This window comes from Microbacterium sp. cx-55, assembly GCF_021117345.1.
GTDB lineage: Bacteria > Actinomycetota > Actinomycetes > Actinomycetales > Microbacteriaceae > Microbacterium.
This window is the reverse complement of sequence record NZ_CP088261.1, coordinates 3,212,312-3,237,580: the sequence shown is the minus strand read 5'-3', so window position 1 is coordinate 3,237,580 and position 25,269 is coordinate 3,212,312. Positions and strand designations below refer to the sequence as shown.

Below are 25,269 nucleotides of genomic sequence, written 5' to 3'. Positions count from 1 at the left end.
GCAGCATCGCTGCATCCGACACAACTTCTAAGGAACCAACATGGCTGGAAAGTCGAGCGGCGACCGCCGCAAGCCGCGGAAGGGCGCGAAGAACGCTGCTCCCGCGAAGGCGATCCGCGTTGGCGTCATTGATTACAAGGACGTCAGCACGCTTCGCAAGTTCATCTCGGAGCGTGGCAAGATCCGCGCCCGTCGTATCACCGGAGTCTCGGTGCAGGAGCAGCGTCTGATCGCCCGTGCGATCAAGAACGCGCGCGAAATGGCGCTCCTGCCCTACGCCGGCGCTGGCCGCTAAGGGGTATCGAGATGGCAAAGCTGATTCTCACGAACGAAGTCACCGGGCTCGGTAGCGCCGGTGACGTGGTCGAGGTCAAGAGCGGGTACGCCCGCAACTACCTCATTCCCCAGGGCTTCGCTGTGACGTGGTCCGGCGGTGGCGAGAAGCAGGTGGCGTCGATTCGCGCCGCTCGCGACGCCCGCGCGATCCACGCACACGAAGACGCTGTGGCTCTCAAGAACGCGCTCGAGTCGAGCAAGGTCACGCTGACCGTCAAGGCGGGTGCCGAAGGGCGTCTGTTTGGTTCGGTCAAGACCGGCGACGTCGCTGACGCCGTCAAGTCCGCCGGCATCGGCGAGATCGACAAGCGCAAGGTTCAGATCACCTCCCCGATCAAGTCGGTGGGCTCGCACGAGGCGACTGTTCGTCTGCGTGACGACGTCACCGCCGTGATCACCCTCCAGGTGGTCGCCGCGAAGTAATACCTCGCCCTCACGGGCACGCCGGATGGCGCGGAGTCTGACCGACTCCGCGCCATCCGCTTTTTGCTCTCTGCGCCGACCCACCCCCTTGTCGCCGAGCGGCCCCGTTATGGGCGGCTCGTAAAGGGGTGGTTCGGGCGCAGAGGGGTGGCTCGGCGTGTGCTCAGGCGCGGCGGCGAGCGGCGGTGAGCAGCAGACCGGCGGCGATCAGCAGTCCGGCGACGAGGGGCAGGAGACCTGCGTCCGTGCCTCCGGTCTCGGCGAGCGTCGCGCCGTTGTCAGACGACACGGCCGTTGTGGCGACGACCGCGATACCGCGTGCGGTCGGGGCCAGTGCGTCACCGTCGCCCGTGGTGGGGACGGTCGGCGTCACCGGCGTGACCGGCGTGACCGGGGTGACCGGGGTGACCGGGGTGACCGGGGTGACCGGGGTGACCGGGGTGACCGGGGTGACCGGCGTAACCGGCGTAACCGGGGTGGTCGGGACGGTGGGCCCGGTGGTCGTCGTGTCACCGATGACCGCCACGGCGTTGCCGCCGATCGTCACGGGCAGCGTCACCGGAACGGCGACCTGCGTGCCGCCCAGGATGCTGTCGCCACCCGCGGTGACCGGTCCGTCGGTCGTTCCCGTCGCGGGGATCACCGTCGTCGAGTCGGTCGACTCGCTGTCGCCGAGGACGGAGATGGCGTTCCCGCCAACGGTGACGGGTGCGGTTACCGGGACGATGGCCTGCGTGCCACCGAGAATGCTCTCGGTGCCGTCCGTGGTGGCGTCGTCACCGGATGCTGCGGCTCCGCCGCTCGTACCCGCATCCGATCCCGTCGACTCGCTGTCGCCGAGGACGGAGATGGCGTTGCCGCCGACCGTCACGGGTGCCGTCACGGGCGCAACGACCTGGGTACCGCCCGCGACGCCGTCGGTTCCGTCGGTCGACGACGTGCCCGTCGTGGCACCGGCTCCGCCGGCCGTGCCCGCGCCGGACCCCGTCGACTGGCTGTCGCCGAGGACGGAGATGGCGTTCCCGCCCACCGTCACGGGAGCCGTCACGGGGATGATCGCCTGCGTGCCGCCGAGAACGCTCTCGGTGCCGTCCGTGGTGGCGTCGGCACCGGATGCGGCGGCTCCGCCGCTCGTACCCGCATCCGATCCCGTCGACTCGCTGTCGCCGAGCACGGAGATGGCGTTGCCGCCGACCGTGATCGGTGCCTGGACGGGCGCGACGACCTGCGTGCCGGAGGCGATGCCATCCTCCCCCGACGTCTCGGCCGACGCGGCGGGCGCCGGTGCAGCAGGCGCAGCCGCGGCAGGCGCCGGTGCGGCCGTCTCGGCACCCGTCGACTCGCTGTCGCCGAGTACCGAGATGCCGTTTCCGGCGATGGTCACCGGCACGACGACCTCGATGAGGGCCTGGGTGCCCGAGCCGATCGCGTGGGCGCCGTCCGTCGTCGTGACGGGGGCGGGCGCCGGCGCCGGTGCGGTGGTGGCCGCATCCGACGACGCACTGTCGCCCAGCACCGAGATCGCGTTACCGCCGATGGTGACGGGCACGTCGACGCCGATGAGGGCCTGAGTACCGGAGAGGATGCCGTCCTGCCCGTCGGTCTCGGCCGCGGTGGCGACCGTTGCTCCGCAGACGGCGAGGCCGCCTCCGATGAGTGCTCCGAGGAGCGCTCGCTTCACGAATGTACGCATGATTGTTCTCCTGATTGATCGTTGGGGTGCGCGCGAGAGCGCGCGATGACCGTGTGCCGTGCGCGAGGCGCGGCCGGTCGGCGATCAGTCGGGAGAGGTGTCGGTCTCAGCGACCGGGCACGCGGGGAGGCGATCGCTCGCGACATGCGAGCGGAAGGAGGAGTCGGGGACGACGAGGTGATGCGCCGAGGGGTGCAGCGCCGCCGCTGCCTGGCCGCCCGACGAGTAGGCGCCGCTGTTCGCGGGCGGAGCGGTGCTGCCCGGAGAGGGTGGTTCGGGTGCACCAGCGGGCGGAGCGGTGTCCGCCGCGCTGCGCTCGCCGACGACCGTACCCGGGAGGGCGAGGGAGCTGAGCCCCGTGGTCTTCCCGAACGGGGCGAAGGTGCCGGAGAAGATGGCGGCGGTGTCGAGACCAGCCGTGGCTTCGGCGTCGACCCCGGCCGCGGAGGAATCACCCGCGGCGCTCGGGAGGCCGATGGTCGTGGGGAGCCCCGGAAGGCCCGGCAGGCCGGGCGACGTCGACCCGCTCACCGGTCCGGTGAGGATGGCCGTGACGACGCCGTCGATTGCCTCTGCGATGCCCGGCACGGTCGCCACTGCGCCGGGAAGATCGACCGCGGCGACGATGCCGTCGACGAGTTCGCCAACGACGGGGACGGGCGCGGTGACCGTGACGGCGGTATCGACGACCGGCTGCACGACCTCGGTGACAGCCTCGCTGACGACGGGCTGCACGACCTCGGTGACGATGGGTTCGACGACCGCGGCCACCGGCGGCACGACCGCGGGCACGGCCTGCACGGTGTGATCCGCCGCATCCGTGACGTGCGTGACCGTCTGGGAGACCGCATCCGCGACGGGCGCGAGCGGGGGAACAGCGACGGCCACGGTCTCGGTGACCGATCCGACGAGCCCCGATGCGCTGCTCGTGACGCCGGAGACCAGGCCGACCAGACCACCGGGGTCGTCCTGCGGTGCGTCGGCATGCGCGTCGGTCGGCGAGAACAGAGCGACCGCGGCCCAGAGCACGCCGGCGCCCGTCGCAAGCAGCGTTAGCCGCAGCGCATGTCTCGGTCGCGTCGTTGCGATCTCGCTCACGTGTCACCCCCTGTGCATCCGTGTCGAGGCTCAGCCGGTTCACAGGAACATACTCCTGCGGACGCCGATGCGCGAGGGGGTGCGGCAAAAATTTTGCACGCGGGACGCCGGATGCGGGCATCTCCAAGCGTGATCGGATGGCGAAGATCGGCGGGTCAGCAGGCGAGGACGGGGCGAGCGTTGCCCACAGCCACCTGTGCACAACTCCGGTCCTGCCGCAACTTTAAAGGTGGACTTTAATCACAGCGAAACTCACCGGATGTGGAAACAGAAATACCAGGTCCTGTGCACAAAATCTGCCGCCCAGAGTCGAGCGGGCGAAGTTCTCCACAGGAGTTGTGCACAGGTCTCGCGGCGTTTCACGCAATCTGTCCACATGGTTATCCACAGGCCGGTTTGCGCCCGGGAACCGGCGAGCTTAGCGTGGGGTGCACCTCAGGGGGAACCCGATCGCACCAGGGCGCCAGTATCGCGCGCGCCTGTGTCGGATGTCCGTGATTGCATCATTTCGACCCGAACGAGAGTGCGATTCAGTGCCCGAACCGCATCCGCGGTCGACCACGCTTTGAGAACGACACCGCCTGCGCGCGGAGAAGGGGAGCGGACAACCGTGTCCATCGCCGAGATCCCGCAGGACCGCCTGGGTAAGCCCCGCGAGCACGAGCGCACCCCTCCTCACGACACCCTCGCCGAGCAGAGCACCCTCGGCGGCATGCTGCTCTCGAAGGACGCCGTCGCCGACGTCATCGAGAGCATCCGGGGCACCGATTTCTACGTGCCCAAGCACGAGCTGATCTTCGAAGCGATCCTCACGCTCTACTCGCACGGTGAGCCGACAGACGTCATCGCCGTCACCGATGAGCTCATCAAGACCGGCGATCTGCAGCGTGCCGGCGGTGCCGACTACCTGCACACGCTGACCTCGATCGTGCCGACGGCCGCCAACGCGGGCTACTACGCGACGATCGTTTCGGAGCGAGCGCTGCTGCGCCGTCTGGTCGAGGCCGGCACGCGCATCGTGCAGATGGGGTACGCCGGTCAGGGCGAAGCGACCGAGCTGGTCAACTCCGCGCAGGCCGAGATCTACGCGGTCACGGGCGCCGAGACTGCCGAAGACTACGTGCCCCTCACGATCGCCGTCGACGCGGCCGTCGAGGAGATCGAGGCGGCTCGCGGTCGCGACGGCTCGATGACCGGCATCCCCACCGGCTTCGCGCAGCTCGATGAGCTCACGAACGGTCTGCACGGCGGGCAGATGATCGTCGTCGCCGCGCGTCCGGCGATGGGTAAGTCGACGCTCGCGCTCGACTTCGCCCGTGCCGCAGCCATCAAGCACGACATGCCGACGATCTTCTTCTCGCTCGAAATGGGCCGTAGCGAGATCGCGATGCGTCTGATGAGCGCCGAGGGCGCCATCCCGCTGCAGAACATGCGCAAGGGCACGCTCGACCAGCGCGACTGGACGACGGTCGCCGCGACCCGTGGCCGCATCAACGACGCGCCCCTCTACATCGACGACAGCCCGAACATGACGCTCGTGGAGATCCGGGCGAAGTGCCGACGCCTGAAGCAGCGCGTGGGTCTGAAGATGGTGATCATCGACTACCTCCAGCTCATGACGAGCGGTAAGAAGGTCGAGTCACGCCAGCAGGAGGTCAGCGAGTTCTCGCGCGCGCTCAAGCTGCTCGCGAAGGAGCTGCAGGTTCCGGTCATCGCGCTGTCGCAGTTGAACCGTGGTTCCGAGCAGCGCACCGACAAGCGCCCCCAGGTCAGCGACCTGCGTGAGTCTGGCTCGATCGAGCAGGATGCCGACATGGTCATGCTGCTGCACCGCGACTCGGTCTACGACAAAGAGGTTCGCCCGGGCGAGGCCGACCTCATCGTCGCCAAGCACCGTAACGGCCCCACAGCCACGATCGAGATCGCCTTCCAGGGCCACTTCTCCCGCTTCACCGACATGGCCGCGGGGATGTAGCACGGGTTGTAGGTTCCACGTGAGGATGTCGGATTCGAGGGTGAGATGTCGGCTACTTGTCGGATCCGACAATTCGCGTGGATCGAGCAGGCTGTAGGTTCCGCTCGAGTTTCTTCATTTCGCAGATGAAGTCGCGAGCTGTCGATTCGGACCTTTCGCGCGTCGGCTCGCCCGGTTAATCGCTCGTGTACGTCGGCGTCACGCGAACGCGGCACTGTGCGGAAGCAACGACTCTCAAAGGACTGCGATGAGCATTGCATTCCTGCTGACCACCCTCGTGGTGGTAGCTGGTGTTGGCCGCCGGAACGGCACACCGCACGACCATCTCGTGGATCAGTCTTGTGTTCCACATGGCGGGCATGGGTCTCCGGCGGGCTTTCCGAACCGGGCGGCGCGCATGCACTTCGGCCCGTAGCCGCTGTAGCCGTCGGAGAGCGTGAGATCCCGTGGCGGGAGCGTCTCGTTCGACGACGCGTTCTCCCGCCGCTGTGCTCAAGACCGCGATCGTACTCAGATGGTCGTGATGGCGAAGTGCCGGAGGGTGAGGGGGGTGGTGAGGTAACGGTCTTCGTCGGGGAAGGTGACGGGGTCGTGTGCCCACGCTTCGCCGGCGTAGGCGATCAATGCGATCTGGTCGGTCCATCTGCTGACGTACTGAATGCGGCCGGGGTCGCCCATGTCCGTGAGGATCTCGTGGGAGACGAGTCCGTCATATCGTGTCGGAAAATCCGCGACAAGGGCGTGGAGTTGTTCGAGGAACTCCTCGATGTGGTCGGGTGCGACGTGTGCTTCCGATACGCGGATGATCATGTTCTGTCCGGTTTCTCGCGCAGGCGCGGCGCAGGTGCGGGTCTGTTGGCGAAGTCAACCGTGAAGTGGCCAAGGTCAGCCGTGGTTGTGGAGCGCGATGCCGACCTCGGCAATCATCTCGCTCCGCCCCTTGGATTCTGTCATTTCGCCGGTCGGACGACTAAGAAATGAAGTCGGGTTGCGATGCAGGATGGCCGGGTCGTGCACCACGGCACCGTCTCGGAGGTCAGCACATCCAGAGCGAGTCATCGACTACAGGATGTAGAGCATCTCCTGGTACGTCGGCAACGGCCACAGGTCATCGGCGATGCGCTCCTCGATTGTGTCGGCGGCCGCGCGCACCGCGGTCATCGCCGGCAGGAGGGCAGTCTGCGCGTGTTCTGCTTCGGCGATTGAATCGTGTCCGACCTCGTCGGCGAGCGCCGAGTGCAGCGTGGCGATGGCCGACCGCAGTTCGCCGATCGTCGTGCTGAGTTCGTTCAGGGGCAGCAGATCAGGCTCGACGCCGACGTCCGTCAAGGCCTTCGCGTTCAGAGCGAGCTCGGTCTGGTAACGCACGGCTGCCGGCAGGATCGACGTCTGCCCGATCTCTAGCGTCAGGCGGGCCTCGACGCCGATGCTCAGCGCGTACTGCTCGAGCCCGATCTCGTAGCGGCTGTGCATCTCACGGCGGTTGAAGACCTTGTACTTCTCGAACAGCGCGAGCGCAGGCTCGGTGATGAGTTCGGGCAGGGCGTCCAGCGTGGTCCGCAGGTTCCCGAGTCCGCGCTTCTCAGCCTCGATCGGCCAGGCGTCTGCGTAGCCGTCGCCGTTGAACACGACTGCCCCGTGCTCGGTGATGATCGCGGTCAGCAAGTTCTGCACGGCGGTGTCGAAGTCGGTGCCCGCGGCGATCGCGGTCTCGAGTTCGGTTGCAGCGTAGTCGAGCGAATCGGCCATGATCGTGTTGATCGTGACCATCGGCCCGTTGACCGTCTGCATCGAACCCGGTGCGCGGAACTCGAAGCGGTTGCCGGTGAAGGCGAACGGGCTGGTGCGGTTGCGGTCACCCGGGTCGGTCGGCAGCACCGGCAGCGTGTCGACGCCGATCTGCATCGAACCCTTGCCCTTCGACGAAGTCGCCGGGCCGTTCGCGATCTGCTCGAAGACGTCGGCGAGTTGGTCGCCGAGGAAGATCGAGATGATCGCCGGCGGCGCTTCGTTCGCACCGAGACGGTGGTCATTGGATGCCGATGCTACCGACGCGCGGAGGAGGCCAGCGTACAGGTGCACGGCACGGATGACGGCGGCGCAGAAGACGAGGAACTGCGCGTTGTCGTGCGGCGTATCGCCCGGCACGAGGAGCGAACCGAGTTCGTTGTTGCCGAGCGAGAAATTGACGTGCTTGCCCGACCCGTTGACGCCTTCGAATGGCTTCTCGTGGAACAGGCACTCCATGCCGTGCTTCTTAGCGATCGTCTTGAACGTCGTCATCAACAACTGCTGATGGTCGGCCGCGATGTTTCCGCGCTCGAACATCGGCGCGATCTCGAACTGGCCCGGGGCGACCTCGTTGTGGCGCGTCTTGGCGGGGATGCCGAGCTTGAACAGCTCTCGTTCGGTATCCATCATGAAACCAAGCACGCGCTCCGGAATGGCGCCGAAGTAGTGATCGTCGAACTCCTGGCCCTTGGGAGGTTTCGTGCCGAATAGGGTACGGCCGGCATTGAGCAGATCGGGGCGAGCGAGGAAGAAGTGGCGGTCGATCAGGAAATACTCCTGCTCCGGGCCGCAGAAGGATACGACCTTGGCGGTGCTCTTGTTGCCGAAGAGCGAGAGGATGCGCTGCGCGTGCTCACCCATCGCCTGCTGGGAGCGCAGGAGCGGCGTTTTGTGGTCGAGGGCCTCTCCGGTCATCGACACGAACACCGTCGGGATGCAGAGCGTATTGCCGTTCGGATTCTCCAGCACGTACGCCGGGCTGGTGACGTCCCAGCCGGTGTAGCCGCGTGCCTCGAACGTGTTGCGTAGGCCGCCGTTGGGGAAACTCGAGGCATCCGGCTCGCCCTGGATCAGGGTCTTGCCGGCGAACTCGGCGATCGCGGATCCGTCCCCGGCGGGCTCGAAGAAGCTGTCGTGCTTCTCGGCGGTCAGGCCGGTCAGCGGGTAGAACACGTGCGCGTAGTGCGTGGCACCGCGCTCGAGCGCCCAGTCCTTCATGGCCGAGGCCACGGCATCCGCCACGAGCGGGTCCAGCTTCGCGCCATGCTCGATCGTCGCCATGACCGACTTGAAGACGGGTTTCGGCAGGCGCTTTCTCATCACGATGGTGCTGAAGACGTTCGCCCCGAATATCTCTCCCGGAGCCTCGGATTCGTCGAAGCTGACGGCGGGAGGTACGTACGCTTCGACGTCCTTGATCGCTTCGCGACGGGCTCTGTTCCCACTCATGGATTCTCCGACCGCTCTTCTTGTTCGCCTCGGGTGGCGAGACCATATGGCTGAAGCTACGGATGCGGTGCGTCCGGCCCGTTTCATCCGGGTAACGGTCTGGTCGGGTCCGAGGCGGTGCCGTCCGATCCGACGGGCCTCTCGCAGACGGACTCGAACAGCTCCAACGGGGGCCGCGTCAGGTGGAGCGGGCGGTTTCCACATTCTTGACTCAGCGTTGCTTGTGCCGTTCCAGTGTGCGGGAGAGGCTTCGTCGCGCACGCCGATGTGTTCGCGATGCTCGAGTCCATAGCCCGTCACTGCCCATTAGCCATTCATCCATTCCGGCAATGCGCCCTTCAACCAAGCCCCGGGGTCTCTGTGCCGGCCAGCGATCGTACATGTTGGAGAGGTTATGCAAAACGATTTGGATGCGTAGCGTCCCTCTCGAGTCGGCCACCGTCTTGCTGGCTGCACCTGATCTCGATAGGAGGAGTAGGTCGCATGGTTACGAGAGCCCAGACGCCTCTGAGGTTTGCCGCGGTTGCCCTGGCGGTGGGCGCGCTTACCTTCGCCCCGCTCCCCGCTGTCGCGGCGGAACGGTCGGTCGGTTTGCACCCGGCCACGATATCGCTCATGGACACGCTCACCGTGCCAGCAAACGGCACCCAACTGGGCACCCCATTCGGCGGGCTCTCCGGCATCGATTAAGATCCCGTCCGGAAGAACTTCGTCGCCATCAGTGATGACCGGTCGGAGAATGCGCCTGCGCGGTTCTACACACTCAGCTCGGCATTGACGACGACGGTTTCACTTCTGAAGGACTTCAGGTTTCCTCCGTCACCACGCTTCGAGACGCGAACGGTGCGGAGTTCGACCGACGCACTGTCGATCCGGAGTCCATTCGGGTTGATCCGGACGGTGGAGTGTTGTGGACGACGGAGGGAGCGACCTCGGCCGGGATCCCGCCCGCGCTCTGGGTCTCGGGGGCTGACGGAACCGTCACCGGCAGCATCCCACTGCCGGGGGCCTTCGTCCCTCAGGTTGTCGACGGCCGCGTCATCACCGGGTCGCGCGACAACAAATCGCTGGAGAGCCTGGCAGTCTCGCCCGATCAGACCATCGTTACCACCGCGGTCGAGAACAGCCTCGTACAGGACGGTCCTGCAGCGTCACTCAATACGTCCAGTCCATCGCGCGTCGTCCGGTTCGATCGTTCGACAGGCCAAGACGTCGGGCAGTACGTCTACCGCGTGGACCCGGTTGAGGATGCCCCCACCGAGCCGCTCCCCGCCCCGATCAACACGTACTCGGCGGACCGAGGCCTATCCGAGCTCGTTGCGCTGAACTCGACGGACTATCTCGCCGTCGAGCGGAGTTTTGCGTCCGGGGTCGGCTACCGCATCAAGGTGTACTGGACAAGCATCCTCGGCGCGACGGATGTGCGTGCGACCGCCCAGCTGGCGGGAGACGAGAAGGTGATGCCGAAACGGCTCATCTTCGACTTCGCGTCAACGGATGTGACGCCGGACAATGTGGAGGGAATCACGTGGGGCCCGACGCTCACCAATGGTGACCGGACGCTCGTTCTCAGCGTCGATGACAACTTCGGCTTCCTCGGCTCGAACACTTCGTTCCATCTGCTCCGCGTGCCCTCAGGGGCGCTTCCGATGAAGTCTCTCGACATCAACGCCGACGGTGAGGCAGACGTTCGTGACCTCGCACGGGCGCTGTTCACTCAGGCGGGCGACATCGACGGCGACGGTAAGCGGGGGATCAAGGATCTTGCCCTCTGGCGAACCTACTTCGAGACGATCGCGAGGAGCACATCGGTCGCTCGCTGATCGATCTCGAGGAAAATTCGACGGAGTCGCTGGTTGGCCTGAATCCGCCGGTCCGTAGGTCGTGGGGGCCGATCCCGGCGAGTCCGTTCTGGCACGATGAGCGCATGACGTTCACCATCCGGACGCCAGGACCGGCTGACGCAGCAACGATCGCTGATCTTCACGTGGCGACCTGGCGCCAGACATATAGCCACCTGCTGCCTGATGACTACTTTTCCGACGAGCACATCACCGGCCGCCACCGCATGTGGACGCACATTCTCACCCAGCCTCGTGAAGACATGACTGCGAGGATCGCGGAGAGCACGCGATCGGTCATCGGGTTTGCGCTCGTGGGCCCGGCGCAGAACGTAGATGGCGACGAGCCCCCACGTGACCGGCAGCTCTATGCGATCTACGTCTCGGCTGCGCACTATGGGACCGGCGCGGGGCAGGCGCTCCTGGACGAGGCGCTCGGCGAGGCGCCGGCGACGCTGTGGGTCGCGAAAGAGAATCCCCGAGCGATCGCGTTCTACCTCCGCAACGGCTTCCGTTTCGACGGGGTCGAGCAGACCGACCCACACGCGCCGCTGATCACCGACGCACGCATGGTGCGGTAGCCGTGGATGAGTCGGAAGTGTGGTTCCGTGCCGTCAAGGCGGCCGAGCTCGAGCTTCTCGACGGAACCGTGCGCCGCGATCCGGTCCGAGTCCGGGAGCTTCTCCACGCCGACTTCATCGAGATCGGTCGCTCCGGCCGGCGCTGGACGAGGGATGAAACGGTCGCCGCTCTCGCATCTGAGAACGAGCACCTCACGCCTCAGACGGACGAGTGGTCCTTCATCGAGGTGGCGCCGACCCTGATCCTCGTGACGTATCGCATTACCGGAACCGGTGGCAGCAGCAGGCACTCGTCGCTGTGGGATGTCGGCGGACCAGGCCCGGTGATCCGCTACCACCAAGGAACCGTTGTGCCTTCCGAGGGGGCGGAATGAGGAGGAGACCGGTTGTCGGCTCAATCGACTTCTGCGCCGCGTAACGTGCGGTCGACGTGCTGCTCTATCCAGTCGTGGTCGAAGGCGCGGCTGCGGAGCAGCCAGCGATGAAGGACCGGACCGAGCAGGAGCTCCGCCGCCGCATCCGGGTCGACGGCTCCGCCGCGCTCGAGGCGCTGAGCGACGGCAGCCATTTGAGGCTGGAGCAGAACTTCACGGTACTGGCGAGCGAGCTCCGTATCGGTTTGGATCGCGGCAGTGACCGCGCGCAGCAGCGGCTCATCGGGCCGGTCGGCACGGGACCGTTTGCATGGCGCGGCGGCGCGGAGATGCGACCAGGAACGTACGCCACGAGTCAGACCGCGATGCGGCGGCTTCTAACGATAGCTTTCGTGCGCACGTTGGATGAGGTAGTAAAGCGCCATCCGTTCCCGACCGTACACACCGTCCCCGTTGTAACCCGTCAACGCGTTCATGACTTGACTAGGAGTGATTCTCCGCATCTGCGTTGCACTAATTCCCGCGGGGCGTGTGCTGGCGTAGTACATCATCGTGAGCATCGCCATCTTCAGGTTGTACTGCGGGTCATCAGCCAGGTTGCGCCACATCTCCCACACGTCTTGCCAGACGCTCATTGAGTAGGACCGGCCAGTGATCACGCCTTGACTGACTGCCCAGTTGTTCACTTTGATGCCCGTCTCGGCGAAGATCTGACATAGACCGGTAGAGGAGTCCGTATACACGACGCCCGGGTGCGGGCCGAGCCCCGACTTCCAGGCGTAGTACGCACGAACGGCCGCATCCCCAACGTCCATCGGGTTGATCGCGAGGCCCTCCCAGATAAGGGGAGTCAAGATCAGCGCTTTGTAGACCTGGTACTGGGCGGCGAGTGTCGTTATGTATGCGTCGTGCTCCGTGATCCAGGACCGGACCTGCGCCTGCTGAGTGACTTGATTCGCCGCGTGAAGCGGGCTCGCGGCGTAGCGATACGAATGGTCAAACCACGACGTGATGGACTGGTCGCGTCGTGCCGCAGGAATTTGAGGGTCGTTGCCTACGCCGATGGCAGGCGCGAGCGTGGTCACTGCCGTGTCTCGCCCGGAAACGATGTTCTTGTCGATCTCTGTGCCCGATGCGCCGGAACCCACGGTGAGCGTCTGGATTTGATCAAACGCCCAATTCGAAGGAAGGCTATGTCCCAAGTTCCCGGTGTAGCCAGTCGACATGTCAGAGACGAAGCTGTAAACCGCCAGACCCGCTGCGGAGACGCGCTTGCACACGTTGCGGGGGCCATAGATACCAACTCGGTAGTTGCGTCCAAAGGTGCTGAGCAGATTGTTCACGACTTGGAAGTAGGGGATGATGCTTGCCATAACTTCCCAGTCATACGCGTCATAGTCGACACTGAAGTAGATGACGGAATTCTCCGGAATGCGGTAGGCCCACGCTGCATTAGCTGCCTCCTCCGCCACCTCTGCCGCGCGTTCTTCCGTGAAGTGCGAAGCGCTACCGCCGCCGGTCTGAAACAGCGGGAACAAGCGGCCGCCGGCGGCGAAGATGTTAGCCACCTCGCCGTCCTTGATGCACTTGTCTGGGTTGTGGTCGATGGCGTTCGTGAGGTACCGCCCGAAGTACTGGTATCCCGCGCTACGGAGTGTCGTCAGACGGGCAGGGGTGAGGGTCGTGATGCCGTCAGCTCCCGTTCCTGACCTGTCGGGGTCTCCGGTGCTTACGAGAAGCGAAGCCCATGTTGCGAGATTGGCGGTTCCGGTCGTGGGCAAGCCCACGAACGTCTGGAAGCTCGTCACGTGTGTGGCAGTGGTGCTCGTGTACGTACCCGAGAACGCGACGGGATACCCGTTGACTCGCAACGCGAAATGGAACCACCGCACGAAGTATTTGGTGGAGTCGCTGGAACCGACTGACAGATTGGCTTGCGTCTGAAGACCGGACTTGGTCCCGGGACCGAAGTTGCCGTTGGCGACACCGTCTGCCATCGGGATCTCATACTGCAACGCGAACAGTAGGGCTCGATGGGTGTCGCGGAGAAAATGCCCGTCCGTGGCCACGACATAGAAATCACGCCGGGACAGGTACCGAGCGTTCAGGGCGCGCTGGCCGTCACGGATGACAGAGTCCCCGCCCGGGAGCAGCTTGGCGGCATCCATCGTAAGAAGGAACTTGAACAGTTTCGGCGTAAGTTCGCTCGATGTGGCTCCGAGCCCGAGGTCGTTTCGCAGTGCGGTCATCGCCGATTGCGTAGTGGCCGACCACGTGCCGGTTAGGTCGCCGTTGCCCGCGTTGTAGCCCTTGCAGTACAAGGCACCCTGCGCGATCTTAACGATGTTGGACGGTCCGGTCTGAGTACTTGGGTTCGTTGCCGTGATGCTTCCGAACGTGGTGAGCGTGCTCAGCGTGCCAGTTCCGAAGTTGTCCGACAGGGAGGTGAGACCGAGCTCATACTGAAGGGCACGCGTAAGCGCGTACATCGTCTGCCAGCCGGCCTGACCGTCCACGACGATCTGTTGGAAGCCGGGGAGAGCCCCGTACGTGTTCTGATACCAGAGCTGAGTTTCAACGACCCAGGGATCGCTCATCGTGTCTTACCTCTCGGGTGAGGGATGGGAGAAGCTAGGCGGTTGGTGCCGGCTCGTAGGTACTGAGGTGCGAGCCCGACGGAGTCACGGGGAACGACGAGTGCTTCTCGGACAGCCGCATACCGGAGACGTTCTGCGGTGGCGTCACAATCAGGCGCGGAACAAACTCGCGGAATGGTTGCGGCTTCGAATCGGACGCATCCACCTCGAAGACCAACTCGATCTGCTGACCGGCTTCCAGCTGACCCGTCGTCACCAGCACGGCCTCCCGCACTCCGTCGTGCATCGTGGATTCAATAGTGGCCGAGACCTCCACTGGTTCGGTCTCTGCGTCGCCCGGCGTCGGAGCGAGGGCAGGTGCGCCGACAATGTCGGCATACTGCAAGCCGACGGAAACTCCGGTCGGCGCCGCGTATGGGCCGATGCTCGAGATGACGGCTCGGGCAGGGACGACGACACCTTCGTGGCACACCCAGTTGACGGTGGCTTCGAGGCTCCAGGCGTTGCAGGCCGCCGACTGGAGCGTATCCGCCCATTCCTCTTCTGACGCGTCCTCGGTCGTCATCCGGAACGACGCACGCTGGACGTCCCGGAGGTTCTCGTTGGGGTACGCGTTCAAAGACTCCGAGCGCAGGACTAGTTCCGTTGCGCCATCCGGAAGCTCGACATGCAGCGACCGTTTGATATCACCGGTGGCCCCCAATTCGACCGTGTCGCCGTCGACGACCGCGTATGCGGGTCCGTGAACAGCGAAAAGCCGCTCGTCCCAGTCGATGCGAAGGCTCTTGACGGCGCGTCCCGCGAAATCGAAACGGACGGGAAGCGACGCGGTGACTTCGGTGCCCCAATCCGGTTCAAAATATTTCGTAGTTGCCATCGTGAGGCGTGATGAGTCGAAACGGGTGTTGCTGTGCCAGCTCGTTCCGTTTCGATTTCCGACGCCACTGCTCAAGAAATGAGCTGAAAAGAGCGCTCCGACCTGCAGAACAACACGGCGGGTCAAAGGTGTGCGTGTGAAAGAACTCAAGGGCCACCTACGTTCTTGGAGCGGGTCATGTGTACCGAAAACAAACGCAGCAGGCGGCCAGCGGATTCCTTGCGGAAATGACGTCTGAGGGCCATATGAGCGAAGCTTGGATCATTCCTACCATTCCCCGCAGCAATCTCCGTGTAGGCCATTTGGGGGACATTGTTCGAGAAAATTCGCTCGGCAAGTCGGAGGAACCGGGCTCCAGTGTCGTTTGCAGCAGCCGGTGAGACCTTAAATCGAGTTGCTCCTGCGGAGCGTCCCCTTTGAATGCGTTGACAAAGCAAGAATTTGGACGACCGGTGGGTAGCCTTCAGGGGTGAACGATGCGCTTGGAGCACACCCGCCCGCTCCGTCAGTTCCGCGGACGACGCGACCACGTCTGGCAATGACGCTGTTCTGGGTGTTCGGCACGCTGGGAGCTGTGCTCGTCATGCCGGTGGCGTGGACGTGGTTCGGATGGGCGTTCAGCGAGGAGCGCACTGACGAGTGCCGGGCATTGGCAGCCGGAACGAGTATGGGTGGATACGGGGCTTTGCTCGGCCTGGTGCCACTCATCGTCGTGTACGCCATTGGGGCAGTGGTGCTTTGGTCGACAGCGGCGGCCGGAAAGCGCACCCGGTCATCGGCAGTCGGCCATGTTCTGGTTGTGATGATTGCGGGCACCGCGATTGGAATCGCTGTAGCCCAGTTCCTTCTCGCCGGACAGCTGTTTGTTGGCGGAGCCGCCGCCGCTTCGTGCCTGATTTAGCACCCCACAGCTGAGCACGTTTGTGTGAGTCTGAAGCTCGCGGTAGCCGCCGAGCGTTCAAGAATCGGTCCGCCAACGGCGTGCGAACGGCGACGGTTCGTGCCCGATGCCGGGCGGCCCTTCCCCGGCCGAAGTCTCGCTGCGAGATCTCCGCCTGACTAGAGCCGGCACGGGCGTCGCCCGCGTCGGCTCTAGTCAGGAGGTCTGGTCGCCTAACAGTCAGAGGAGGCCATGCCGGGCGCCGACCATGCTGGCAGAGGCGACTGCTAGAGATCCCAACGCAGACCGATGTTGAAAGACACCTGCTGCGTTCCAGGGCAATCGACGCCAGTGACGCAGAAGGTGTCGAGGTGCGTCGTGAGCCAGAAGTTCCCTCTGGGAATTGCCGAGCTGCCGCTGGGAGTAGTGAACGTCCTCCATACACCCGCACCGACGACGCTCGTGAGGTCTACGCGTGCGATTTGCGTCGCGGACGAGGCACTTCCGTTGCGGGCACCGAGCGTGAAGGCTTCCCAACTTCCTCCCCAGCCGCTTGTCGAGATCGAACGGCCCTGCATGCCGTTCTGCTGGTGACTGTTGTACCGAGGCGTTCCCCAGTAAACGTACGAGACTCCGGATTGGGTGCCGCCGGTATTCACCTCGGCGGCGGCTGCAGCGCCGGCGCCTCCAGCAGCCAACCCGGTGAGGAGCGCGCCGCACAGCGCGGCGCGCACGAGTGCCATCGTTCGAGTGCGAGTCCTATCCATGATCAGTTCGCCTCTCCCGTGTAGAGCATGCAGTTGTCCGCGTACTCGAGTTCTGCGCTGGAGACGCCCAGCTGCGCTGCCTCGTCAGTCAGGACCTGCTGATACTCCTGGTACTCAGATTGCGAAGTCGCCGGCAGCGCCTCCTCAAACGAGGCCTCGACCTCCGCATACACACCGTCGTCGGCCGGGGCTCGCAGTTGCCCTGCAGGGATCGAGCCAAGCTCTTCCTTCAGCCACGCGCATCGCGAGTACTGCAGCGCCACCTGGTCGAACATGGTGGCCTCGTAGTAGGTGTCCGCCGCCGCATCGTCGGTGGAGAAGATCCATGGCGGCGTGTCTGGAAGCGTCACCCCGACGGGTAGAACTAGCTCGCTGCTCCTGACCGTCTCCGCCCACTTTTCGGACACATCTGCCTGAGAGACGAGATTCGGCGGCACATCAGGGGCGGCCTCGGCGGACGCGACGGACGAGACCCCGACAACGGCAGCTAGGCCGATAATCGCGCCGACGCCCGTCGCGGCGGACGTCGAAAGTGCACGCTTTATTCGTCCTCGGCTTCGGTTCCCGTCGTCGGCAGAAGAATGTGAATCGGACCGTGAAATGCGACGCCGTGCGCCGGAAGTCCGGCTTTCTCTACTCAAGAAGTCCCCCTGTTCGTTGGTCACCATTCGCCGTTGTCACATTGTTTGTCGGCTTCTCAGTGACGTCTGGATCCACAGCGTCCCACATTCATTCGAACAAGTGAAGGATGCATTGACGATTGTTCTTGTCGCGTCGCGCTGCAGATACCTGCCTTCGTGTCGTATCGTGCTCGTATGACTTTCTCGCAACGACGACCCGCTGGACGGCTACTGGTGCCGTGCATTCTTGCAAGCGGGGCGCTGCTCCTATCCGGTTGCGCCGCACAATCTGCTTCTCCCGCCGTGACAAGCAAACCGAGCGCTGCCCCTGTCGAGGAAGCTCCTGTCAGCCAGGAAAGGCCGGCTGACGGACTGCCGGACGTTGACTGGGAGTGCGGAGAACTCGGTGCGCTTGACGGGATTGTTTTTCGCACTGAATGGCAACACCAAACGGGCGTTATCGACGCGACGGCGTACGAGGCTCGGTTGGACGCTGTACGGGACGCGTGGCTCTATTTCATTCTCGGAGACACAGACGTTTCGTCATCCATGCGTCGAGTCGTCGAAGCGGCGAAGGACGGGGTCGGGGCCGCCCATCCTGCCTTCGGGGCCGCGGTCGCGGAAGCAAAAGGCGCTTGTGATGAAGCGGGATCATTGTCTGCTGTGGCGGCTTTGCCCGGCATGGGGGGATGACCAGGCGTCCGAGCGCCGTGCGGTGCTCCGAACCCGACGAGATCCGAAACTCCGAGTCGTCAGCCGTGAAGTCTCGGACTCTTGGGTGTGACTGACCACGACGGCATGATTGAGCGGGGTTGGCGGCTCCCCGTCGAGCGGACATTTAGCCCGCTCTATTCCGATACTCCAAGAAAGGTCAACGTGAATAGGTGTAGCCACTCGATGCCACCGGACTATCAACTGCCAGAAAATCAATAGACGCACCCCGCGAAAAGCGAGAGCGTGCACCCGGGATGCTCCCATAGCGCCCATCGGTAGATCGCGCCACAGCGGTGACGCGGGATAATGAGGCATGTCGTCCTTTCTTGAACGCCGCTCCAATCCCACGGCCTGGGCCGCGTTCTGGTTCGCACTGATCGGCCTCGTGCTCATGCCGATCCCCTTGTTCATCGGGCTGATCCTCGGCGGTGGCCTCTCTGTCGTGGCCGCTGTTCTCGCCGTGATCGCCCTCCTCAAAGGGCTCGCGCGTAGCGGCAAGGGCATCGCGCCCGTCGTGTTCGCGGCCATCTTCATCGCGCTCAACTGGGGTGGGATCTCCGTCGGCGGCGGCACCATCTGGTAGGTGGCCGGCTGCACAGAGCTCGTGCCGTGCCGCATTCGGCGCTCATGATAGACCTCCGCATCAACGGCCGAATCTGATGGCGCGACCCCGAAGAGCGATGCCCGGGGCCGTCCTTATGAGATAGCGCGGGCCAGAGCCGACGCAGCTCGTGCGTTCGCCGCGTCGGTCTGCGGGTCTGCTGTCACGCACGGCGCACGGTCGCGTGCCCGCATCCGAGCGCCAGTTCACGCTTGTCATAGAGTGGCAAGCAACTGTTGCCTGTTGGAAACACGCTGGAAAAGCCGGCATCACATCGCGCCGATATCTTCGGCCTTGAACACGGAGGCATTGCTATGGCTGAGGTTGCAACTCGTTCTGCGGAACGGACACTCGCGCTCCTTGCTGTCGTGTGCGACCGGGGCCGGGTCACGCTCTCGGAAGCCGCCCGTCGCACGGATCTTTCCCCCAGCACTTCGCTGAGATTGTTGCGCACGTTGGAGATGTCGGGGTTCGTCCGCAGAGACGAGTCCGGCGAATACGTGCCCGGCGGACGAATCTTCCAGCTCGGTCTGCGCGCGCTCAGCCAGGATTCTCTCGTCGATCTCGCCTGGCCGGCTATGGGTCGTCTCGTGGACCAGACGGGGGAGTCGGTCTACCTGAGCGTTCGGGGCCAGCCGGGCAGCGCGACCTACATCGCGACACTCGAAGGCACGCGCGCCGTTCGTCACCGCACATGGACGGGAGCGACGATCCCGATGGAGGGGACGGCGGCCGGACTCGTGTTGAGTGGTGCACCTCTTCCGCGAGGGTTCGCCGTCGCGGAGGGTGGCGTGGAGACGGATGCGACGGCGGTGGCCGTTCCGATCCGATCCGAAGGCCGGATCCTCGGAGCCATCAGCATCGTTGCGCCGAGCTTCCGCTGCACGCCTGGCGCGATCGCCGACTGGGGTGCGTTGCTGCAGGCGGAGACAGCGGACCTGTTCTCCGTCGCGACGCCCGAGCTGGATGCTGTCGGATCGGGGCCGGAGTCGGTGACGTGACGCAGGCCGGTGAGCCCACCGGTGCATCGATCGCCGACATCGGTGCCGAAACAGCAACGCGGCGCGAGAGCGCGTTCGTTCGGGGGCTGAAGATCCTCACGTCGGTCACCGACAGCGGCGAGGCGCGTGCCGTCGACATCGCGGACGATCTCGGCCTTCCGCTCAGCACGGTTTACCGCTACCTGCGGACCCTCCGGGAGTTCGCACTCGTCGAAGAACACGACGGCTCGTACGTCGCGGGATGGCGCCTCGCGGAGCTTTCCGGACACGACCGAGCGCGTGCCCGCCTCGTCGAAGTCGGGTTCACGATTCTCGACCAACTCACCCGGGCAACCGGTGAGACGTCGGTGATGACGGCGCGGATCGGCACCAACGCCATGTGCCTGCGTCAGGTGGAGTCGCCCAAACCGGAGCGGATCGCCTTCCGTACCAATCAGCTTCTTCCTCTCCACGCGGGAACGGGTCAGCGGGTCCTGCTGGCGCACGCCCCGGCCAGCGTGATCACTCATGTCGTATCCGGCAGAATCCGCCAGGTCACCGATCGAACGCTGCGTGCTGACGCCCTGGTGCGTGAACTGCAACAGATTCGCGAGCGTGGATGGGCTGTGTCGCGGGGCGAACTCACGGAGGGTGCTGTCGCTGTGGCCGTGCCGGTCTTCGCCCTGGGCGGCGAAGTCGTCTGTTCTCTCGCTGTCGCCGGGGTCGAGTCGCGCTGTGACGACGCGTGGATTGCGAAGACGCGCGCGCGGCTGCTGCGGGCTGCCGCCAGCCTCTCTGCGCTCCTCGATTCGCCGGTCGCCGCCTCGCGGCTCATCGCCAGCTGACCCCGACGGCGAAGCGAAGAGCATCCGGATGGTGTCGAGGGAATCAGAGGTCCAAGACGAGCCGGTCTCCCTTGGCTCGGGAGATGCAGATCATCATGACCTCGTTCGCCGCTCGCTCCTCTTCCGACAGCACCCTGTCTCGATGGTCGGCTTCGCCGGAGATGATCGGCGTCTCGCAGGTTCCGCACTCTCCGCGTTGGCAGGAGCTGAGCGTCCGGATCCCCGCGCCCCCGAGCGCGGTGAGGATGGAGCACCCGCGCGGAACGACAACCTCGGTGCCGTCAGCCAGTTCGACCGTGAACTCCCGGTCGTCGGATTCCACCCGGACGTCGACGGATGCGGCCTCCTCCATCCGACCGATCGAGAAGTCCTCCGAGACCAGAGTGTGGCCACTCACCGCGCACAGCGCACGCAGCTCTGTCAGCATCCGGTCGGGACCGCACGCGTAGATCGTCGTCTCCGCGGAGGTGTGCGCGATGACCTCGCCCAGGTCTACGCGCCCTCGCGTGTCCGCCGGCCACAGGGCGATGTCTCCGCCGGCGCGGACGAGTTCGTCCGCGAACACCATGCTCGCGAGCGAACGCCCGGCATAGACCAGCTTCCAGTCGATGGCGGCTTCTCGTGCCTCCTCGATCATCGGCAGGATGGGTGTGATCCCGATCCCGCCCGCGATGAACAGGGCGGGGCCCGTCGGCGCGTACGTGAACGTGTTGCGCGGCCCACGGGCCATGAGAGTGACGCCGACGTCAGCGTGATCGTGCATCCACGCCGATCCGCCGCGACCGTCCGTCTCCCGCAGCACGGCGATCTGGATGGTGCCCTCTTCCGCCCGGCACACCGAGTAGTGGCGGACTTCACCCCCGACTCCGAGCGGGAGGAAGACCTCGATGTGCGAGCCTGCCGCGGTCGTCGTGCCCGAGTTCGTCGGCACGTCGAGATCGAGCAACACGACGCCGTCGGAGATCTGCCTGCGGCGGACGACTCGTGCGTCCACGAAACCTCGGGGCAACTCCGGCGGGGAATGCCGTTGCGCGTCGTTCGTCATCGCGGGTTCCTCCTGGAGAACGGGGTCGTAGCTGAAGTGAACGACGGAGCAAGAAGGGGCCGCAACGCCCGTTCTTGCAGCGTGGGAATGCCCATGTTGCCGCCCGGGATCGCGCGGATACCGTACGAACGCTCCGCGTCGCGGGGCCCCGATCGAGAGGAATCTTCATGTCCATCGTGAGCAGCCACGCCCCGCGTATGCACGAAGACCCCTACGAGCGGGAGATCCTCGTGGATCCGTATCCCTTCTTCGACCGGCTGCGCGGTGCGGGTCCCGCCGCATGGCTGGAGCAGTACGGCGTCCATGCATTCGGCCGCGACGCGGAGGTACGGGCGATCCTCGAGGACTACCGCACGTTCATCTCCGGGGCGGGGGTGGGGATCGTCAACATCCATCATGCGCCACCGCTGCGACAGCCCGGCATCCTCGAAGTCGACCCCCCGAACCACACCAGCATGCGCGCGGCGATGACCTCGGTCATCAACCCGAAGAACATGCGCTCGCTCCGCGCCGGCTTCCAGGAGTTCGCCGATGAGCTCGTGACTCGGGTCATCGATCTCGGTTCATTCGACGCGGTGTCCGACTTCGCGGAGGTCTACCCGCTGCGCGTCTTCGCCGATGCGGTGGGGATTCCTCGCGAGGGTCGCGCGGAAAACCTCATTCCTCAGGGCGCGGCCAACTTCGCCACGTTCGGTCCCCTGAACGAAATCGCCCTCGAGCACCGCAATGACGCGGAGGGCACCTACGAGTGGGTGCTGCAGAACTGCGCCCGCGAACGCCTCGATCCGACCGGAATGGGCGCCGGCATCTGGGCGGAGGCCGACGCCGGCAACATCCCGCCGGAAGAGGCGACGCTTCTGGTGCGAGCCATGCTCTCCGCCGGACTCGACACCACCGTGATCGCCCTCGGGAACACGCTGCGCGCGCTCGCCGCGCACCCCGATCAATACGCGCGAGTCCACGAGAATCCCCGTCTGATGAAGTTCGCCATCGACGAGGCGTTCCGCTACGACTCTCCCTTCCAATCGTTCTACCGCACCACGAGTGTCGACACCGAGCTCGGGGGTATCGCTCTGCCCGCGGAGTCGAAGGTGCTGCTGTTCATCGGATCGGCCAACCGCGACGAAGCGAAGTGGGGACCGACCGCCGCCGACTTCGATATCGACCGCGACTCCTCCGGTCACCTCACCTTCGGCATGGGCATCCACCAGTGCGTCGGACAGCCCATCTCCCGGCTGGAGATGGATGTGCTGCTGACGACGTTCGCCAAACGCGTCAAGCGGATCGAATTCACCGGCGACGTGAAGCCGTTCGTCCACACCACGCTCAAGGGCTACGCGAGCCTTCCCGTCTCGATTGACGCGGCATAACCGATGTCGGTCACATCGCTCCTCGGGGAGATCGCAGACACCGGGCGTGATCCCGTGCGGGGCGGCTACACCCGCCCGGTCTTCTCTGCCGCCGAGACCGATCTGCGCGAGTGGTTCCGCGCGGCCGCGCACGCGCGGGACCTGGACGTGGAGACGGATCGGAACGGTGTCATCTGGGCGTGGTGGGGCGCGCCCCACGATGGCGCCCTCGTGACCGGGTCGCACCTGGACTCCGTTCCCGGCGGCGGCGCATTCGATGGGCCGCTCGGCGTCGCCTCGGCGCTCGCCGCGATCGATCATCTCCGGGACCGTGGGCTGCAGCCCGCCCGCAGCATCGCGGCCGTGGTCTTCCCCGAGGAGGAGGGGTCGCGATTCGGCGTCGCCTGTCTCGGATCTCGTCTCATGACCGGCGCGCTCGACCCCGACCGAGCCCGTGCGCTGGTCGATGCCGACGGTCGCACATTCGCCGAGGTCGCCCGCGACCACGGCATCGATCCGGCGCACATCGGCGCCGACCCTGCCGCGGTGGCGCGGATCGGACAGTTCGTCGAACTCCACGTCGAGCAGGGTCGCGGGCTGGGTCACTGCGGGCCCCCGGTCGCGGTCGGTGACGCCGTGCTCGGACACGGTCGGTGGCGATTCCTCCTCACCGGCCAGGGCAACCATGCGGGGACCACGCTGATGGATGATCGCCGTGACCCCATGATCGTCGCGGCCAAGGTGGTGCTCGCCGTGCGGCAGCTCGCTGCATCCGTTCCCCATGCGCGCGCCACGGTCGGTCGAATCCTGCCGGTGCCCGGCGGCACGAACGTGATCGCCAGCCGCGTCGAAGTATGGCTCGACGTTCGTCACCCGGACGACCTGGTGACGGCCGACCTCGTCGCGCGGATCGCCTCGGCGGCCGAGACTGCCGCGGCCGAGGAGGGCTGTGAGTCGATGCTGATCGAGGAGTCGCTGAGCCCGACCGTGCACCTGAACCCGGGGCTGCGCGCACAGATGGCGCTCGCGCTGCCGGGTGGGCGCGTGCTCGACACCGGGGCCGGCCACGATGCGGCCGTTCTTTCTGCCGTGGTGCCGAGCGGCATGCTCTTCACCCGGAATGCGGAGGGCATCAGTCACTCGCCCGAAGAACACGTGGAGGACTCGGATGCGGAGGCCGGCGCGCGTGCGCTCGCCGATGTCCTGGAGGCGCTGCTGTGACCGCGATCACCGCCGTCGATTCCACGATCGCCCTCGTTCCCGGCCCGGTGAACGCGCACTCCCACGCCTTCCATCGCGTTCTTCGCGGACGCACCCACCGGGAGCAGGGAAGTTTCTGGACGTGGCGCGAACAGATGTACTCCGCGGCATCGGCGCTCACCCCGGCGGGCTACGAGCGGCTCGCGACGGCGGTGTTCGCCGAGATGGTCGTCTCCGGCTGGACCGCGGTCGGAGAATTCCACTACGTGCACCACCGCCCGGACGGGACGCCCTACGCCGATCACGACATGGAGCGCGCGCTGGCACGTGCCGCCGCGGCCGCCGGCATCCGGTTGGCCCTGCTCGACACCTGCTACCTCGCCGGCGGTATCGGTCAGCCGCTCGCCGCCGCCCAGACACGCTTCTCCGACGGGGATGCTGCGGCCTGGGTGCGTCGGGTCCATTCGCTGCGCGCCGCCCTGGCCGAAGAAGCCGGTGCGCTCGTGACCGTCGGCGCGGCCATTCACTCGGTGCGCGCCGTGCCCGCGGATCAGTTGACCGTGATCGCCTCCGACCTCGATCCGGCGCTGCCGTTGCACGTACACCTGTCGGAGCAACAAGCGGAGAACGTCGCGTGTCTCGATGCCCACGGGGTCACCCCCACGGAGCTTCTCGAGCGAAGCGGACTCCTCAGTCCTCGCCTTTCCGCGGTCCACGCCACCCACCTGACCGACGCCGACATCGCGTTGCTCGGTCGACGAGAGGTCACCATCGTCATGTGCCCGACGACCGAAGCCGATCTGGGTGACGGCATCGGGCCGGCGCGGGCACTCCACGACGCCGGCGCGACGATCGCCCTGGGCAGCGACCAGCACGCCGTGCTCGATCCGTTCCTCGAGATGCGCGGGCTCGAGCACCACGAGCGCCTCGGCGCCCAGCTCCGTGGACGTTTCACGCCCGCGGAGATCATCTCGGCGGCGGTCGACGGCGGACGCCGCAGCCTCGGGCTCGGCCTCTCCGACGACGTGGTGCTCGTGCGGCGGAACACCGCACGCACCGCGGGTTCCGACCTCGACCAGCTTCCCTTGACCGCGACCGCTGCCGACATCGCCGAGGTTCGCATCGCCGGCACCGTCGTCGCCCGAGACGGCGAACACACCTCGCTGGGCGACCCCGGCAGGTTGTACGCCGACGCCCTGACCCACCTCGATCTCTGACCCACTCGCCCCGATC

General features: G+C 65.7%; 24 protein-coding genes. 13 read left to right on the top strand and 11 right to left on the bottom strand.

What is annotated here, in order from left to right; translation table 11 throughout:
- Positions 1 to 40: 40 nt before the first annotated feature.
- Together rpsR and rplI are read left to right on the top strand one after the other, a co-directional pair.
- Positions 41 to 295: a 30S ribosomal protein S18 gene (rpsR, locus tag LQ938_RS15220; protein ID WP_223721982.1), complete on the top strand. Its 255-nt coding sequence runs from the start codon at positions 41 to 43 to the stop codon at positions 293 to 295.
- An 11-nt stretch (positions 296 to 306) separates the two neighbouring features.
- Positions 307 to 759 carry a 50S ribosomal protein L9 gene (gene rplI / locus LQ938_RS15215; protein WP_223721981.1) on the top strand — a complete coding sequence of 151 codons (453 nt, stop codon included), beginning with the start codon at positions 307 to 309 and terminating at the stop codon, positions 757 to 759.
- Positions 760 to 922: 163 nt separating this feature from the next.
- On the opposite strand, the gene LQ938_RS15210 is transcribed toward rplI, so the two are convergent.
- Complete coding sequence (locus LQ938_RS15210; RefSeq protein WP_223721980.1) at positions 923 to 2,452, bottom strand: chaplin family protein; 1,530 nt, start codon at positions 2,450 to 2,452, stop codon at positions 923 to 925.
- 84 nt (positions 2,453 to 2,536) lie between these two features.
- On the bottom strand, positions 2,537 to 3,550 hold the full coding sequence (locus LQ938_RS15205) for a hypothetical protein (RefSeq protein WP_223721979.1): 1,014 nt from the start codon (positions 3,548 to 3,550) through the stop codon (positions 2,537 to 2,539).
- 610 nt (positions 3,551 to 4,160) lie between these two features.
- Here LQ938_RS15205 and dnaB point away from each other — a divergent pair.
- Positions 4,161 to 5,525: a replicative DNA helicase gene (dnaB, locus tag LQ938_RS15200; RefSeq protein WP_223721978.1), complete on the top strand. Its 1,365-nt coding sequence runs from the start codon at positions 4,161 to 4,163 to the stop codon at positions 5,523 to 5,525.
- Positions 5,526 to 6,035: 510 nt separating this feature from the next.
- Here the strand turns inward: dnaB and LQ938_RS15195 are convergent.
- The 3 genes from LQ938_RS15195 to LQ938_RS15190 form a co-directional block, all read right to left on the bottom strand.
- Positions 6,036 to 6,335 (bottom strand): putative quinol monooxygenase, encoded by a 300-nt coding sequence (locus LQ938_RS15195; RefSeq protein WP_223721977.1) that lies wholly within the window; start codon positions 6,333 to 6,335, stop codon positions 6,036 to 6,038.
- 75 nt (positions 6,336 to 6,410) lie between these two features.
- Positions 6,411 to 6,545 carry a hypothetical protein gene (locus LQ938_RS15495; protein ID WP_263317531.1) on the bottom strand — a complete coding sequence of 45 codons (135 nt, stop codon included), beginning with the start codon at positions 6,543 to 6,545 and terminating at the stop codon, positions 6,411 to 6,413.
- Positions 6,546 to 6,587: 42 nt separating this feature from the next.
- The gene (locus LQ938_RS15190) at positions 6,588 to 8,765 is read right to left on the bottom strand and encodes a glutamine synthetase III family protein (protein ID WP_223721976.1); all 2,178 of its coding nucleotides are present in this window, start codon (positions 8,763 to 8,765) and stop codon (positions 6,588 to 6,590) included.
- Positions 8,766 to 9,538: 773 nt separating this feature from the next.
- Here LQ938_RS15190 and LQ938_RS15185 point away from each other — a divergent pair.
- The 3 genes from LQ938_RS15185 to LQ938_RS15175 all read left to right on the top strand — a co-directional run bounded on the left by LQ938_RS15185 (position 9,539) and on the right by LQ938_RS15175 (position 11,561).
- Positions 9,539 to 10,588 (top strand): esterase-like activity of phytase family protein, encoded by a 1,050-nt coding sequence (locus tag LQ938_RS15185; protein ID WP_223722535.1) that lies wholly within the window; start codon positions 9,539 to 9,541, stop codon positions 10,586 to 10,588.
- Between the two features lie 104 nt (positions 10,589 to 10,692).
- The gene (locus LQ938_RS15180) at positions 10,693 to 11,187 is read left to right on the top strand and encodes a GNAT family N-acetyltransferase (RefSeq protein WP_223721975.1); all 495 of its coding nucleotides are present in this window, start codon (positions 10,693 to 10,695) and stop codon (positions 11,185 to 11,187) included.
- A gap of 2 nt (positions 11,188 to 11,189) precedes the next feature.
- Positions 11,190 to 11,561, top strand: coding sequence for a nuclear transport factor 2 family protein (locus LQ938_RS15175; protein WP_223721974.1), 372 nt, complete (start codon positions 11,190 to 11,192; stop codon positions 11,559 to 11,561).
- A 20-nt stretch (positions 11,562 to 11,581) separates the two neighbouring features.
- Here LQ938_RS15175 and LQ938_RS15170 read toward each other — a convergent pair whose 3' ends face one another.
- The 3 genes from LQ938_RS15170 to LQ938_RS15160 are packed head-to-tail and all read right to left on the bottom strand — an operon-like array spanning position 11,582 to position 15,110.
- Entirely contained in the window at positions 11,582 to 11,920 is a 339-nt protein-coding gene (locus LQ938_RS15170; protein WP_223722534.1) for a TetR-like C-terminal domain-containing protein, read from the bottom strand.
- An 18-nt stretch (positions 11,921 to 11,938) separates the two neighbouring features.
- Entirely contained in the window at positions 11,939 to 14,158 is a 2,220-nt protein-coding gene (locus LQ938_RS15165; RefSeq protein WP_223721973.1) for a glycoside hydrolase domain-containing protein, read from the bottom strand.
- Positions 14,159 to 14,192: 34 nt separating this feature from the next.
- Positions 14,193 to 15,110, bottom strand: a complete 918-nt coding sequence (locus tag LQ938_RS15160; RefSeq protein ID WP_223721972.1) for a hypothetical protein — start codon at positions 15,108 to 15,110, stop codon at positions 14,193 to 14,195.
- A gap of 463 nt (positions 15,111 to 15,573) precedes the next feature.
- Here LQ938_RS15160 and LQ938_RS15155 point away from each other — a divergent pair, with 463 nt between their 5' ends.
- Complete coding sequence (locus tag LQ938_RS15155; protein ID WP_223721971.1) at positions 15,574 to 15,936, top strand: hypothetical protein; 363 nt, start codon at positions 15,574 to 15,576, stop codon at positions 15,934 to 15,936.
- Positions 15,937 to 16,202: 266 nt separating this feature from the next.
- On the opposite strand, the gene LQ938_RS15150 is transcribed toward LQ938_RS15155, so the two are convergent.
- Together LQ938_RS15150 and LQ938_RS15145 are read right to left on the bottom strand one after the other, a co-directional pair.
- The gene (locus LQ938_RS15150; protein WP_223721970.1) at positions 16,203 to 16,658 is read right to left on the bottom strand and encodes a hypothetical protein; all 456 of its coding nucleotides are present in this window, start codon (positions 16,656 to 16,658) and stop codon (positions 16,203 to 16,205) included.
- Positions 16,659 to 16,684: 26 nt separating this feature from the next.
- A complete protein-coding gene (locus LQ938_RS15145; protein WP_223721969.1) occupies positions 16,685 to 17,350 on the bottom strand; it encodes a hypothetical protein in 666 nt (221 codons plus the stop codon).
- A 979-nt stretch (positions 17,351 to 18,329) separates the two neighbouring features.
- Between LQ938_RS15145 and LQ938_RS15140 the strand changes: the two genes are divergently transcribed.
- The 3 genes from LQ938_RS15140 (at position 18,330) to LQ938_RS15125 (ending at position 20,442) form a co-directional block, all read left to right on the top strand.
- A complete protein-coding gene (locus tag LQ938_RS15140; RefSeq protein WP_223721968.1) occupies positions 18,330 to 18,599 on the top strand; it encodes a hypothetical protein in 270 nt (89 codons plus the stop codon).
- Between the two features lie 332 nt (positions 18,600 to 18,931).
- A complete protein-coding gene (locus LQ938_RS15130; RefSeq protein ID WP_223721967.1) occupies positions 18,932 to 19,618 on the top strand; it encodes an IclR family transcriptional regulator in 687 nt (228 codons plus the stop codon).
- A complete protein-coding gene (locus LQ938_RS15125) occupies positions 19,615 to 20,442 on the top strand; it encodes an IclR family transcriptional regulator (RefSeq protein ID WP_223721966.1) in 828 nt (275 codons plus the stop codon). The genes LQ938_RS15130 and LQ938_RS15125 overlap by 4 nt, the downstream gene beginning before the upstream one ends.
- Positions 20,443 to 20,485: 43 nt before the next feature.
- On the opposite strand, the gene LQ938_RS15120 is transcribed toward LQ938_RS15125, so the two are convergent.
- A complete protein-coding gene (locus LQ938_RS15120) occupies positions 20,486 to 21,487 on the bottom strand; it encodes a PDR/VanB family oxidoreductase (RefSeq protein ID WP_223721965.1) in 1,002 nt (333 codons plus the stop codon).
- A gap of 167 nt (positions 21,488 to 21,654) precedes the next feature.
- Here LQ938_RS15120 and LQ938_RS15115 point away from each other — a divergent pair, with 167 nt between their 5' ends.
- From LQ938_RS15115 to LQ938_RS15105, 3 genes are read left to right on the top strand one after another with little or no spacing between them, the layout of a single operon-like run.
- Entirely contained in the window at positions 21,655 to 22,857 is a 1,203-nt protein-coding gene (locus LQ938_RS15115; protein WP_223721964.1) for a cytochrome P450, read from the top strand.
- A gap of 3 nt (positions 22,858 to 22,860) precedes the next feature.
- The gene (locus tag LQ938_RS15110; protein WP_223721963.1) at positions 22,861 to 24,057 is read left to right on the top strand and encodes an allantoate amidohydrolase; all 1,197 of its coding nucleotides are present in this window, start codon (positions 22,861 to 22,863) and stop codon (positions 24,055 to 24,057) included.
- Positions 24,054 to 25,253 carry a formimidoylglutamate deiminase gene (locus LQ938_RS15105; protein WP_223721962.1) on the top strand — a complete coding sequence of 400 codons (1,200 nt, stop codon included), beginning with the start codon at positions 24,054 to 24,056 and terminating at the stop codon, positions 25,251 to 25,253. Before LQ938_RS15110 ends, LQ938_RS15105 begins: the two co-directional genes overlap by 4 nt.
- Positions 25,254 to 25,269: the final 16 nt, after the last annotated feature.